This is a genomic window from uncultured Campylobacter sp. (genome assembly GCF_938045595.1).
GTDB lineage: Bacteria > Campylobacterota > Campylobacteria > Campylobacterales > Campylobacteraceae > Campylobacter_B.
The window spans coordinates 1-12,282 of record NZ_CALIBB010000241.1; the positions used below are offsets into that span (position 1 = coordinate 1).

A 12,282-nucleotide genomic window follows, 5' to 3' on the forward strand; every position below is an offset into this window, starting at 1 on the left:
ATAGAAATAGCTTTTAAGCTCGTGATGCCGAGCCTTTTGAGCATGCTTAAAATTTTACGGAATTTTAAAAAGATAATGTCCGCGTCGCTGAATGGGATGACGAGAACCCCCATCTTTAGAGCAGGCAGGTAAAAATCCAACTCTTTTGTGTAAAAAATCGGCGTATTTAGCCCCAAAAGCTCGCAGAAAAGGACGTTGGCAAATTTTTTCGAGAAGTCCTTTTTGCTTGTTAAAATTTCGCGCATATTAAAATGCGAAAAATATAGTTTTTTTGCGCGCGCGGGCTCGCCAGCTTTGCTTAAAAATCTGATGAAATTTTCCTGCTCAAGTTTGGCGATAGTGCCGTATACGGCGTCTTTGGAGATCTTGATGCGCGGCTTTAGCGCGGTGTAAATTTTATTTACGCTAAACGCGGTGTGGACGAAGCTTAGGCACTCTTTGAGGATTAAAATTTCTGTGCGGCTAAAGTTTGCCGCAAGCAGCCTCTGCTCGAATTCTAAAATTTCGGCGGGGGTTATGAAGGGGTTTTTTGCGCCGCCGCCTTGGGCTAAAAACGCCGAAATCATCGAGTTTATCTCGTTGTGGCGCTTGTCGAAGGCGATAAATTCTTCAAATGAAAGCGGCAAAAGCTCAAGCCGCTCAAAGCCTGGCAAAACTAACTCTTTATCGCGAGTAGAAATTATAAAGCGCTTTAAATTTAGCCCCTCGGCGAAGCTTTGAAGCGATGAAATTTCAAAATCGGCGCTACTAAAATTATCCAAAAAAAGCGATGAAATTTGCTCGTTGGCAGCTAAAAATTCTTTGATCTCGCGGAAAAAATTTTCACTCCTGTTTTTTGCGCCGTCGGACCCCGCATTTTTTGCATTGTTTGAGCTGCCTGCGCTTGCGTTTTTTATATCTGTATTTTTTACGGCGGTGCGGTAAAATTCATCTACGCTGGGCATATCCACGTCTAGCGTAGCTTCTCTACTTATTTCATATTCATTTGCTTCGCCAATCTTTGTATCGCCTGCGCTATTTCTAGCTGCAAAAATTGCATCATTCGCTACCGCCTCTTCAAGGCGTAGATCGGCTAAATTTAGATACAAAATTTCATCTTTTTTAAGTTCTGAAATTTCATTTTTCAGCACGGCGCTTTTGCCGGAATTTAGCACTCCGTAGATTATGGTTTTGGCAGAGCTGATACCTCTTTTGCGCGGGATAAAAGCCGTAAATTCCGGCGGATTTTCGTAAAAAAATTTCAGATCATTCATGGTGAGTATTTTAAAATTTTCCTTATTAAAAGGAAATAAATCTGAAAAATTCTATGAAATTTTTATATCTATTTTAAATTTATCCAAAATTTTTGTATTGAAAATTTCCAGCACCCTAAAAATTTTCGAAATTCTATATATTTTTCCTTATTAAAAGGAAATATTTCCATAAAATTTGGCTATTTTCTTGACAAAGCCGGAGCGCTTTTATATAATGTGCGTCTTTTGTTTGAAACAAAGGGTCGCGCGTTGCGACAAGTTCTTTATTAAGGAAAAGTGATGCAAAAAATTAGGTTAAAACTCAAGGCTTATGACCATCGAGTTTTAGATCGCACAGTTTCGGCTATCGTTGAAGCCGTAAAAAGAACAGGTGCGGACGTCAGAGGTCCCGTGCCGATGCCTACGAAGATTAAACGCTACACCGTTTTAAGATCTCCGCACGTAAATAAAGACTCCAGAGAGCAGTTTGAGATGAAAATTCACGCTCGTATGCTAGACATCGTAGCGGCTACGCCAGATACGGTTGATTCGCTAACTAAGCTTGATTTGGCTCCGGAAGTCAACGTCGAAGTTCACGCGATGGGCAAATAAGGGGTAAAACAATGGAATATATTGTAGAAAAAATAGGTATGAGTAGGACGATCGACACGAGCAGCACGCCCGTGACGCTTTTACGACTTATCAATACCAAAATTTGCGAAGTTTGCGATGAGAAAAAAGCTATCGTAGCATACGCAGAGGGAAAAGCGTATAATAAAGCTATAGCCGGCATTCAAAAGAAATATAGTCTAAGCAAGGAATTTAATAAATTTGCGACTCTAAGCTTAGAAAATGCCGAGCTTGGCGATCAAAATTTAGATGTTTTGAGCCAAGCTAAGATCGTTAAAGTAAGTTTTAAATCCAAGGGCAAAGGCTATCAGGGAGTTATTAAGCGCCATGGCTTTGCAGGTGGTCCTGCAGCACACGGCAGCCGCTTTCACCGAAGACCGGGCTCGATCGGCAACTGCGAGTGGCCGGGTCGCGTTCAGCCTGGTATGAGGATGGCGGGACACACTGGAAACGAAAAAATTACTGCCAAAAATGAAGTCGTAAGCTTTGATACCGAGAATAAAATTTTAGTGCTTAAAGGCTCGGTTCCTGGATTTAACGGCGCAATGGGCAGAATAAGGATAGTAAAATGAGTAAAGTAAGCGTGCTTAACGAAAAACTGGAAAAAGCAAGCGAAATTGAAATTCCTGCGAAATTTTCGGAAGTCAATTCGCACAATCTATATTTGTACGTCAAATCTTACCTTGCTTCGCTTCGCGCAAATACGGCTAACGCTAAAACTCGCGCCGAGGTTAGCGGCGGCGGTAAAAAACCGTGGCGACAAAAGGGTCGCGGCGGCGCACGCGCGGGCTCAACTAGAACCAATGTCTGGGTAGGCGGCGCGGTCGCATTCGGTCCGACTAACGAGCGAAATTACGAGCAGAAGGTCAATAAAAAGCAAAAACGCCTTGCGCTGGAATTTGCTATCAATGAGAAAGCAAACGAGGGTAAAATTTTTATCTTCGATGATTTGGAGCTAAAAAGCGGCAAAACTAAAGACGCGGCAAATTTTATTAAGAAACTAGGCGTTAGAGATGCGCTAATCGTTAAAAACGAGCTGGACGCGCAAACTCTTTTGGCCTATAGAAATCTTAAGAATTGCTATGTCATCGATGCAAGCGAGGTCAATGCTTACCTAATCGCAGTTTACGGCTCGGTCGTATTCGAAAAAGCGGCATTTGAATCAATAGTGAAAGAGGACTAAAATGGCAGATATAACAGATATCAAAACGATCCTTTATACGGAAAAGTCTCTCGGTCTTCAAGAAAACGGCGTGGTCGTTATCCAAACTAGCCCGTCGGTTACGAAAAACGGACTAAAGAGCGTTTTGAAGAACTATTTCGGGATCACTCCGCTAAAGATAAATTCTTTAAGACAGGACGGCAAAGTAAAAAGATTTAGAGGTAAAATGGGCGCTAGAAATGATATGAAGAAATTCTACGTCAAACTACCTGAGGGCGCAAGCCTAGAAAGCGTGGAGGCGTAAAATGGCGATTAAAACTTATAAACCGTATACTCCAAGTAGAAGATTTATGACCGGGCTTAGCAGCGAGGATATCACTGCAAAAGCTAGCGTTAGAGGCTTGCTTGTTAAAATTCCTGCCGCAGCCGGAAGGAACAATAACGGTCACATTACCAGCCGCCATAAACAAGCCGGAGCCGCTAAACTTTATAGAATTATCGATTTTAAGCGAAATAAATTCGGCATTCCTGGCAAGGTCGAGGCGATCGAATACGATCCGAATCGCAACTGCCGTATCGCATTGATCTCATACGCAGACGGCGAGAAGCGTTACATTATCAAGCCTAACGATCTTAATGTGGGCGACGTAGTAGCCGCCGCCGAGGGTGGATTAGATATTAAACCCGGCAACGCGATGAAGATGAAAAATATCCCTGTGGGAACCATCCTGCACAATATCGAGTTAAAACCTGGCAAAGGTGCTCAAATGGCACGTAGCGCCGGAGGCTATGCTCAGCTTATGGGTAAAGAGGAAAAATATGTCATTTTACGCCTGCCTAGCGGTGAGATGAGAAGAGTGCTCGCAGAGTGCATGGCCAGTATCGGCGTAGTGGGTAACGAAGAGTGGGCAAACGTCGTCATCGGCAAAGCCGGACGTAATCGCCACAGAGGTATCCGTCCTCAAACCAGAGGTTCTGCGATGAACCCGGTCGATCACCCGCACGGCGGTGGAGAGGGTAAGAAAAACTCCGGTCGCCATCCGGTAACTCCGTGGGGTAAGCCGACGAAGGGCTATAAAACTCGCCATAAAAAAGCGAGCGATAAGCTTATAATTTCAAGAAGGAAAGGAAAATAAAAATGGCTAGATCGCTAAAAAAAGGTCCTTTCGTAGATGATCACGTAATGAAAAAAGTCGTTGCGGCAAAGAAAGCCGGCGATAACAAACCGATCAAGACTTGGTCGAGACGAAGCACGATCGTGCCTGAGATGATCGGACTTACGTTTAACGTTCATAACGGAAAGAATTTTATCCCGGTTTACGTCACCGAGCATCATATCGGTTATAAATTAGGCGAGTTCGCTCCTACGCGCACTTTCAAGGGCCACAAAGGCTCCGTGCAGAAAAAGATCGGCAAGTAAGGATAGAATATGAGTAAATCAACTATTAAATTTGTTCGCCTTTCGCCGACAAGAGCAAGACTTATCGCAAAACAAATTCAAGGCATGAATGCGGAATTTGCCCTTGCTACTTTGGAATTTACGCCTAATCGCGGCGCGAAATATATCGCTACGGCGATTTCAAGCGCGGTCGCAAACGGCGGCTTTGAGCCTGAAGAGGTCGTAGTTACCAGCTGCCGAGTGGATGCGGGTCCAGTACTTAAGAGATTTCGTCCGCGCGCCAGAGGTACGGCTAGCCGTATCCGAAAGCCTACTTCGCACATCATCGTCGAAGTAGCAAAACCAAGTAAGAAGGAAGCGTAAATGGGACAGAAAGTAAATCCGATCGGTTTAAGATTAGGAATTAATCGAAATTGGGAGTCTAGATGGTTTCCTTCTAAAGCAACGCTTTCCGAGAGTATCGGTGAGGATTACAAGATCCGTAAATTTTTAAAAGCTAAGCTTTACTATGCGGGAATTAGCCAAATTCTTATCGAAAGAACGGCTAAGAAAATTCGCGTAACGATCGTAGCCGCAAGACCGGGTATCATCATCGGCAAAAAAGGCGGCGAGGTTGAAAATTTAAGAAGCGAAGTCGTTAAGCTAGTCAATAAAGACATAGCCATTAATATCAAAGAGGAGCGCAAAGTAGGCTCGAACGCACTTTTGGCTGCGGAAAACGTAGCTATGCAGCTAGAGCGTCGCGTTGCATTCCGTCGCGCTATGAAAAAGGTCATCCAGGGCGCTCAAAAAGCAGGCGCAAAAGGTATTAAAATTTGCGTAGCAGGTCGCTTGGGCGGTGCGGAGATGGCTAGAACCGAATGGTATTTGGAGGGACGCGTTCCGCTTCATACTCTAAGGGCTAGGATCGATTACGGCTTTGCCGAAGCGCATACGACCTACGGTAATATCGGCATTAAGGTTTGGATCTTTAAGGGTGAAATTTTACAAAAAGGCATCCAGGCTGAAAAGACCGATGATGCGCCTAAAAAAACACGCAGACCAAGAAGAGGTAAATAGTTATGTTGATGCCAAAAAGAACAAAATACCGCAAGATGATGAAAGGTCGCAATCGCGGCTATGCGACGAGAGGAAATTCCTTGACGTTCGGCGATTTCGGTATCAAAGCGGTAGAGGCGGGTAGGGTAAATTCTCGCCAGATCGAAGCGGCTCGTGTCGCGATGACGCGCTTCGTGAATCGTCAAGCTAAAATTTGGATTAAGGTATTCCCAGACAAGCCGCTTACCAAAAAACCTCTACAAACTCGTATGGGTAAGGGTAAGAGCGGCGTAGAAGAGTGGGTAATGAATATAAAACCGGGCAGGATCATTTTCGAGATGACCGGCGTTAGCGAAGAGGTTGCTAAAGAGGCGCTTATGCTTTCGATTCATAAACTACCTTTTAAAACGAAAATCGTAAGTAGGGAAAGCGAAAATGAAATATACTGATTTGAAAGATAAAGATTTGGCTGAGCTAAATTCTATGTTGAAACAAAGTAAGTTGCTTTTATTTACGGCTAGACAAAAGCTAAAAACTATGCAGCTAAGCAATCCTAACGAGATTCGCGCTATCAAAAAAGATATCGCTAGAATCAACACCGCTATTAAAGCGAAATAAGGATAGGTTATGGCATTTAAAAGAGAAATTCAAGGCGTAGTCGTAAAGAAGGCGGGCGATAAAACAGCTACCGTTTTGGTAGAGCGAAGGGTTATGCACCCTAGATATAGAAAGATCGTAAAAAGATTTAAAAAATATCTGATCCACGATGAGAACAACGTCGTAAAGATCGGCGATACCATATCTGCGATCGAGTGCAGACCGCTAAGCGCTAGAAAATCGTTTCGCTTAAAAGCGGTTTTGAAAACAGGAGTTGAATAATGATACAGAGTTTTACCAGACTTGCGGTAGCTGATAATAGCGGCGCAAAAGAACTTATGTGTATTAAAGTTTTGGGCGGCAGCAAAAGAAGATACGCCACAATCGGCGATATTATCGTTTGCTCTGTAAAAAAAGCGCTCCCTAACGGCAAGATTAAGCGCGGTCAAGTAGTAAAAGCCGTAGTCGTTCGTACGACTAAAGAGTTGCACAGAGGCAACGGCTCGCTAATTAGATTTGATGAGAACGCAGCCGTTATTTTGGATTCAAAAAAAGAGCCGATCGGCACTCGTATTTTCGGTCCTATCGGTAGAGAGGTCAGATACGGCGGTTTTATGAAGATCGTTTCGCTGGCTCCGGAGGTTTTATAATGGCAGTAAAATTTAAGATTAAAAAGGGCGATCAAGTAAAGATCATCGCAGGTGACGATAAGGGCAAAACAGGCACCGTTAAGGCCGTGTTTCCTAAAAAAGCTCAAGTTATCGTCGAGGGTTGTAAAATGGCTAAAAAGGCTATCAAACCAACCGAGCAAAATCCGCAAGGCGGCTTTACAAGCAAAGAGATGCCTATGGATATTTCAAACGTTGCGTTGGTAGAGGGTTGATTATGAGCAGACTAAAAGATAAATACGCTAATTCCATCAGAGCTGCTTTGCAGAAAGAATTTGATATAAAAAATCCTATGCTTATCCCGGCGCTTGAAAAGATCGTTATCAGCGTAGGAACGGGCGAATCGAGCAAAGATCAAAAAGTGCTTCAAAATATGGCCGATACTATCTCGCTGATCGCAGGTCAAAAAGCGCTTATCGTCAATGCAAAAAAATCGGTTGCCGGCTTTAAAGTGCGCGAAGGTTTTCCGGTAGGCATAATGGTTACGTTACGAAAAGAGCAGATGTTTGCCTTTTTAGACAAACTGATCTCTATCGCGCTTCCTAGGGTTAAGGATTTCCGAGGACTACCTAGAGCGGGTTTTGATGGACGCGGCAATTACAACTTCGGCTTGCAAGAGCAGCTGATGTTCCCTGAGGTCGAATACGATCAAATTTTAAGAACTCACGGTATGAATATAACCGTCGTAACGACTACAAATAACGATAAAGAGGCATTTAAATTGCTAGAGCTATTCGGCATGCCTTTTGCAAAAGGAAAATGATATGGCAAAAAAATCAATGGTAGCCAAGGCGAAACGCCCCGCTAAATTTAGCACTCGCGCATATACCAGATGTCAAATTTGCGGTCGTCCGCACTCCGTTTATAAGGATTTTGGAATTTGTCGCGTTTGCCTTCGCAAGATGGCAAACGAGGGCTTGATCCCGGGTCTAAAAAAAGCAAGCTGGTAAGGAGAAGAGATGATTAACGATCTTATTTCAGATGGATTAACTCGCATCAGAAATGCTGCGATGCGAAGGCTAGATACGACTAAGCTTTTTCACTCAAACGTCGTTGAGGCTATGCTTAAAATTTTAGCCGAGAAGGGCTATATCGAGAGCTACAACGTAGTAGAGGAAAACAATAAAAAGATCATCAACGTGGTGCTTAAATACGACGAAAAGGGCAGGAGCGTGATAAACGAAGTTAAAAGAATTTCGACTCCGGGTCGCCGCGTATATCAAGGCAAAGACGAGATCAAGCGCTTCAAAAACGGCTACGGAACCGTCGTCGTTAGCACAAGCAAAGGCGTTATGAGCGGTATCGACGCGCACAAAGCGGGCGTCGGCGGCGAAGTGCTTTGCACGATCTGGTAAGAAGTTTCTACTTTTTATGGCATTGTGGTATCCATTCGTAAAAGTAGACATACCCTAGACAAATAAAAAGGAAAATTATGTCAAGAATTGGTAAAAAACCGATCTCTATTCCAAACAGCTTAGAGGTCAAAATCGACGGCTCGTCGTTAAAATTTAAAAAATCGAATAACGAAAAAGAGCTTGATTTAAAAGGTCATGTCGATGTAAAAATCGAAGACGGAAAGATAGAATTCTCACCTAAGGGCGAGGATAGACAGAGCAGGGCGTATTGGGGAACATACCGCGCTTTAGCTAACAATATCGTCCTTGGTCTTACCGAGGGCTTTTCAAAGCAGCTTGAAATCAACGGCGTCGGCTACAGAGCCGCGATGAAGGGCAAGGTGCTTGAGCTAAATTTAGGCTTTTCGCATCCGATAAATTTTGAATCTCCAAAAGGAATCGAAATTTCCGTAGATAAAAACGTCGTAACCATCAAAGGCGACGACAAGCAGCAAGTAGGCCAAGTAGCAGCCGAGATCAGAGGATTCAGACCGCCTGAGCCATATAAAGGCAAGGGTATTAAGTATCTTGAAGAGCGTATTATCCGCAAAGCCGGAAAAACAGCTAAGAAATAAGGGTTGGGAAATGACACAGAACGTATTAAAAAGAAAGATCTCTTTACGAATCAAGAGAAAAAGAAGAATTCGCGCTAAAATTTCAGGCGTCGCATCTTGCCCTAGAATTTCTATTTTCAAATCCAATAGAACCGTCTACGCTCAGGCTATCGACGATGTAGCGAGCGTTACTTTGTGCGCCAGCAGCGGTAAGGTTTTAAATTTAAAGGCGAACAAAGAGGGCGCGGCTAGCCTAGCTAAAGATTTGGCTTCCAAGCTAAAGGACAAAGGTATCTCCGAGGCGCTTTTCGATCGCAACGGCTATTTGTATCACGGCGTAATCGCAAGCTTTGCCGAGTCGCTACGCCAAAACGGCATCAAACTATAACCCAAAGGAATGATTGTGGAAAAGTATAATAGAGAAGAATTCGAAGAGGTAATCGTCAATATCGGTAGGGTTACGAAGGTCGTTAAAGGTGGTAGAAGGTTTAGGTTTACGGCTCTTATCGTAGTAGGCAATAGAAACGGCTTGGTAGGCTTTGGCTTCGGCAAATCCAAAGAGGTTCCCGATGCGATTAAAAAAGCGGTAGACGATGCGTTTAAAAATATTATCAAGGTAAATTTAAACGGCTCTACTATCACTCACGATATCGAAGTTAAATACAATGCGAGCAAAATTTTACTTAAGCCGGCGAGCGAAGGTACCGGCGTTATCGCAGGCGGTTCAGTCCGCCCAGTTTTAGAGCTTGCGGGTGTTAAAGATATCCTCACTAAATCGCTAGGTTCGAACAACTCCTCAAATGTCGTAAGAGCTACAATGAAAGCTCTTAGTATGTTAAAATACTAACAAGGATAAAAGATGGGATTAGAAAATCTTAAAAAAGCCCCAGGCTCGACTCACGCTACTAAGCGCTTGGGTCGCGGTCAAGGAAGCGGTCTGGGTAAAACTGCGGGTCGCGGCGGCAAGGGTCAGACCGCGCGTACCGGCTCTCATGAAAAAAGAGGCTTCGAGGGCGGTCAGCAGCCGATTCAGCGAAGGCTTCCAAAGGTAGGTTTTACTTCTAAATTTGAAAAACCTTACGTGATCAATGTCGATAAAATCGAAGCTATCAAAGATCTTAGCGAGATCACGATCGAAAGCATCAAATCCGTTCATAAAATTTCAAATTCCGTTAAAAAGATCAAGCTGATCGGCGTAGGCGCAAAAGCGCTCGCTAGCAAGATCAAAGACGAGAATGTAAAATTTAGCGGACAAAAATAATGAATAAATCGCTACGCAACAAAATTCTCATTACTTTGGGCTTTCTTTTTGCCTATAGGTTGCTAGCTTACGTGCCGGTTCCGGGAGTGGACGTTGAGGTTATAAAGCAATTTTTTCAAAACAATAGCAACAACGCTTTTGGAATGTTTAATATGTTTAGCGGTAACGCGGCGGAGCGATTCAGCGTTATCTCGCTAGGCATTATGCCTTATATTACCGCTTCGATCATTATGGAGCTGCTCGCCGCGACCTTCCCAAATTTAGGCAAGCTCAAAAAAGAGCGCGACGGTATGCAGAAATATATGCAGATCATTCGATACGCCACCATCGCAATCGCTATGGTTCAATCCATCGGCGTTAGCATCGGCTTGCAGGGCATTCACGGACAGACCGGAGCGCCTGCGATAATGGCAGAGAATACCAACGAGTTTGTTTTTATCTCGTGCATTTCGATGCTGGCAGGCACCATGCTTTTGATGTGGATCGGCGAGCAGATTACGCAACGCGGCGTCGGTAACGGCACCAGCCTTATTATCTTTGCAGGTATCGTAAGCGCCATCCCTAGAGCGATCGGAAGTACTGTAAATTTAGTAAATACCGGCGAAATGAACGTTTTAAAGCTAATCGCGATCGTGCTAATTATCCTGGCTACTATCGGAGCGATTTTATATGTGGAGCTAGGTGAACGTAGAATTCCAGTATCGTTTTCGCGCAAGGTATTGATGGCGAATCAAAATAAGCGCATTATGAATTACGTGCCGATCAAGCTAAATTTAAGTGGCGTCATTCCGCCTATTTTTGCAAGCGCGATTTTGATGTTTCCGACCACTATTTTACAGGCAAGCACCAATCCGATCATCCAAAAGATCCACGATTTCTTAAGCCCGAGCAACTACTTTTTTAACTTCCTAACTTTTGTTTTGGTCGTGTTTTTTGCGTATTTTTACGCATCGATCGCGTTTAATTCAAAAGATATAAGCGAAAATTTAAAGAAGCAGGGCGGATTTATCCCGGGCATTCGTCCGGGCGAGGGAACGGCGAGCTTTTTAAACGAAGTTGCCAGCCGCCTTACGTTTTGGGGCTCGATCTATCTCGGCCTCGTAACCGTCATCCCGTGGCTGCTCGTTAAATTTATGGGCGTGCCGTTTTATTTCGGCGGTACCAGCGTGCTGATCGTCGTCTCCGTCGCTCTTGATACGATGAGGCGCATTGAAGCGCAGATCTATATGAACAAATATCAGACCCTAAGCGCGGTCGGGCTATAAAAATGGCAATTTTGCTTAAAACAAAAAAAGATTTAGAGGGGCTGCGTGCAGCGAATAGGATCGTCGCGCAGGCCCTTGATTACGCGGCTTCATTTATAAAGCCGGGTCTTAGCCTGCTCGAAGTCGATAAAAAGATTGACGATTTCATCACCTCCAAGGGCGCGTATCCTGCCTTTAAAGGGCTATACGGCTTTCCAAACGCCGCTTGCCTCTCGCTAAATGAAGTCGTTATCCACGGCATCCCAGACGAAACGATCTTGCAAGAGGGCGATATCTTAGGCGTCGATTTGGGCTCGAAGCTAAACGGATATTTCGGCGACAGCGCCCGCACCCTGCCCGTCGGTAAAATTTCAAAAGCCGACGAGGAGCTCATCGCATGCAGCAAGGATACGCTGGAGTTTGCCATCAAAACGATCAGGGTAGGAATGCACTTCAAAGAGCTAAGCTTCGAGATCGAGAAATTTATTCGCGCGCGCGGCTTCGTGCCGCTATACGGCTTCTGCGGTCACGGCATCGGCAAGCACCCGCACGAAGAGCCTGAGATCCCAAACTATCTAGAGGGCAACAATCCAAAATCGGGCCCCAAAATCAAAAACGGCATGGTTTTTTGCATCGAGCCGATGATCTGCCAAAAGGACGGCACGCCGGTCATCGCCGAGGATAAATGGAGCACGAGAAGCAAGGATGGGCTCCGCACTAGCCACTATGAGCACTGCATGGCGGTTTTCGACGGTAAGGTAGAAGTCCTAAGCGTCGCGTAGATTTCGCACAAAAGGCGACTTGGGCTAGTTAAAATTTTACACTTTTGCCAAGGCGAAATTCCGCCCGCGATTAGCTTTCGACAATTTTACATCGCTCGCGTCTTGGAATTTTACCTCAGCCGCTTCATGCATAAATTTTATCCGAAGGGAACTTATCGCACTAGAAATTTTAAAATATATCGCGACGGTTTGTAGCCTAGCCGCAAAATTTTAAAGGTTGTGCTTTAGTTCATGCCTTCTATTTTTAAATCCTCGTTTTGTAGCTTCGCTCTTAGATCCGCTTTCAATTAAAATTTAGCCTTAAAATTCCGTCGTCCAATT

22 protein-coding genes and 1 pseudogene are annotated in these 12,282 nt (G+C 44.3%); 22 read left to right on the top strand and 1 reads right to left on the bottom strand.

The features are described from left to right. A partial coding sequence (locus Q0340_RS09115; protein WP_298083061.1) for a hypothetical protein occupies positions 1-1,253 on the bottom strand: 1,253 nt, incomplete at its 3' end. Between the two features lie 279 nt (positions 1,254-1,532). Here Q0340_RS09115 and rpsJ point away from each other — a divergent pair. The 22 genes and pseudogenes from rpsJ (at position 1,533) to map (ending at position 11,961) form a co-directional block, all read left to right on the top strand. After that, positions 1,533-1,844: a 30S ribosomal protein S10 gene (gene rpsJ / locus Q0340_RS09120; protein ID WP_005869011.1), complete on the top strand. Its 312-nt coding sequence runs from the start codon at positions 1,533-1,535 to the stop codon at positions 1,842-1,844. An 11-nt stretch (positions 1,845-1,855) separates the two neighbouring features. Then, positions 1,856-2,434: a 50S ribosomal protein L3 gene (gene rplC / locus Q0340_RS09125; RefSeq protein ID WP_298083062.1), complete on the top strand. Its 579-nt coding sequence runs from the start codon at positions 1,856-1,858 to the stop codon at positions 2,432-2,434. Next, positions 2,431-3,045, top strand: a complete 615-nt coding sequence (gene rplD / locus Q0340_RS09130) for a 50S ribosomal protein L4 (RefSeq protein WP_005869006.1) — start codon at positions 2,431-2,433, stop codon at positions 3,043-3,045. The genes rplC and rplD overlap by 4 nt, the downstream gene beginning before the upstream one ends. A gap of 1 nt (position 3,046) precedes the next feature. Further along, entirely contained in the window at positions 3,047-3,328 is a 282-nt protein-coding gene (locus Q0340_RS09135; protein WP_298083063.1) for a 50S ribosomal protein L23, read from the top strand. Between the two features lies 1 nt (position 3,329). Next, positions 3,330-4,160 carry a 50S ribosomal protein L2 gene (gene rplB / locus Q0340_RS09140; RefSeq protein ID WP_298083064.1) on the top strand — a complete coding sequence of 277 codons (831 nt, stop codon included), beginning with the start codon at positions 3,330-3,332 and terminating at the stop codon, positions 4,158-4,160. Between the two features lie 2 nt (positions 4,161-4,162). Then, on the top strand, positions 4,163-4,444 hold the full coding sequence (gene rpsS / locus Q0340_RS09145; RefSeq protein WP_005869002.1) for a 30S ribosomal protein S19: 282 nt from the start codon (positions 4,163-4,165) through the stop codon (positions 4,442-4,444). 9 nt (positions 4,445-4,453) lie between these two features. Next, positions 4,454-4,765: pseudogene (rplV, locus tag Q0340_RS09150) on the top strand (50S ribosomal protein L22); the annotation flags it as partial. A 21-nt stretch (positions 4,766-4,786) separates the two neighbouring features. Next, positions 4,787-5,482 (top strand): 30S ribosomal protein S3, encoded by a 696-nt coding sequence (rpsC, locus tag Q0340_RS09155; RefSeq protein ID WP_005868997.1) that lies wholly within the window; start codon positions 4,787-4,789, stop codon positions 5,480-5,482. Between the two features lie 2 nt (positions 5,483-5,484). Next, positions 5,485-5,910, top strand: coding sequence for a 50S ribosomal protein L16 (gene rplP, locus Q0340_RS09160; protein ID WP_005868996.1), 426 nt, complete (start codon positions 5,485-5,487; stop codon positions 5,908-5,910). Further along, on the top strand, positions 5,897-6,079 hold the full coding sequence (rpmC, locus tag Q0340_RS09165) for a 50S ribosomal protein L29 (protein ID WP_005868995.1): 183 nt from the start codon (positions 5,897-5,899) through the stop codon (positions 6,077-6,079). Before rplP ends, rpmC begins: the two co-directional genes overlap by 14 nt. Before the next feature lie 9 nt (positions 6,080-6,088). Next, complete coding sequence (gene rpsQ / locus Q0340_RS09170; protein WP_005868994.1) at positions 6,089-6,340, top strand: 30S ribosomal protein S17; 252 nt, start codon at positions 6,089-6,091, stop codon at positions 6,338-6,340. Next, positions 6,340-6,708 carry a 50S ribosomal protein L14 gene (gene rplN, locus Q0340_RS09175; protein ID WP_005868993.1) on the top strand — a complete coding sequence of 123 codons (369 nt, stop codon included), beginning with the start codon at positions 6,340-6,342 and terminating at the stop codon, positions 6,706-6,708. The genes rpsQ and rplN overlap by 1 nt, the downstream gene beginning before the upstream one ends. Continuing rightward, entirely contained in the window at positions 6,708-6,941 is a 234-nt protein-coding gene (rplX, locus tag Q0340_RS09180) for a 50S ribosomal protein L24 (RefSeq protein WP_005868992.1), read from the top strand. Before rplN ends, rplX begins: the two co-directional genes overlap by 1 nt. Positions 6,942-6,943: 2 nt before the next feature. Further along, a complete protein-coding gene (rplE, locus tag Q0340_RS09185; protein ID WP_297923267.1) occupies positions 6,944-7,489 on the top strand; it encodes a 50S ribosomal protein L5 in 546 nt (181 codons plus the stop codon). A 1-nt stretch (position 7,490) separates the two neighbouring features. Further along, positions 7,491-7,676, top strand: coding sequence for a type Z 30S ribosomal protein S14 (locus tag Q0340_RS09190; RefSeq protein ID WP_005868990.1), 186 nt, complete (start codon positions 7,491-7,493; stop codon positions 7,674-7,676). A 9-nt stretch (positions 7,677-7,685) separates the two neighbouring features. Beyond that, the gene (gene rpsH / locus Q0340_RS09195; RefSeq protein ID WP_005868989.1) at positions 7,686-8,081 is read left to right on the top strand and encodes a 30S ribosomal protein S8; all 396 of its coding nucleotides are present in this window, start codon (positions 7,686-7,688) and stop codon (positions 8,079-8,081) included. Between the two features lie 77 nt (positions 8,082-8,158). Beyond that, positions 8,159-8,695 carry a 50S ribosomal protein L6 gene (gene rplF / locus Q0340_RS09200; RefSeq protein WP_298083065.1) on the top strand — a complete coding sequence of 179 codons (537 nt, stop codon included), beginning with the start codon at positions 8,159-8,161 and terminating at the stop codon, positions 8,693-8,695. A 10-nt stretch (positions 8,696-8,705) separates the two neighbouring features. Then, a complete protein-coding gene (rplR, locus tag Q0340_RS09205; protein WP_298083066.1) occupies positions 8,706-9,062 on the top strand; it encodes a 50S ribosomal protein L18 in 357 nt (118 codons plus the stop codon). Positions 9,063-9,077: 15 nt separating this feature from the next. Then, positions 9,078-9,521: a 30S ribosomal protein S5 gene (gene rpsE, locus Q0340_RS09210; protein ID WP_298083067.1), complete on the top strand. Its 444-nt coding sequence runs from the start codon at positions 9,078-9,080 to the stop codon at positions 9,519-9,521. 12 nt (positions 9,522-9,533) lie between these two features. Further along, positions 9,534-9,935 carry a 50S ribosomal protein L15 gene (gene rplO, locus Q0340_RS09215; RefSeq protein WP_297944102.1) on the top strand — a complete coding sequence of 134 codons (402 nt, stop codon included), beginning with the start codon at positions 9,534-9,536 and terminating at the stop codon, positions 9,933-9,935. Continuing rightward, the gene (gene secY / locus Q0340_RS09220; protein ID WP_298083068.1) at positions 9,935-11,200 is read left to right on the top strand and encodes a preprotein translocase subunit SecY; all 1,266 of its coding nucleotides are present in this window, start codon (positions 9,935-9,937) and stop codon (positions 11,198-11,200) included. Before rplO ends, secY begins: the two co-directional genes overlap by 1 nt. 2 nt (positions 11,201-11,202) lie before the next feature. Continuing rightward, entirely contained in the window at positions 11,203-11,961 is a 759-nt protein-coding gene (gene map, locus Q0340_RS09225) for a type I methionyl aminopeptidase (protein ID WP_298083069.1), read from the top strand. Positions 11,962-12,282: the final 321 nt, after the last annotated feature.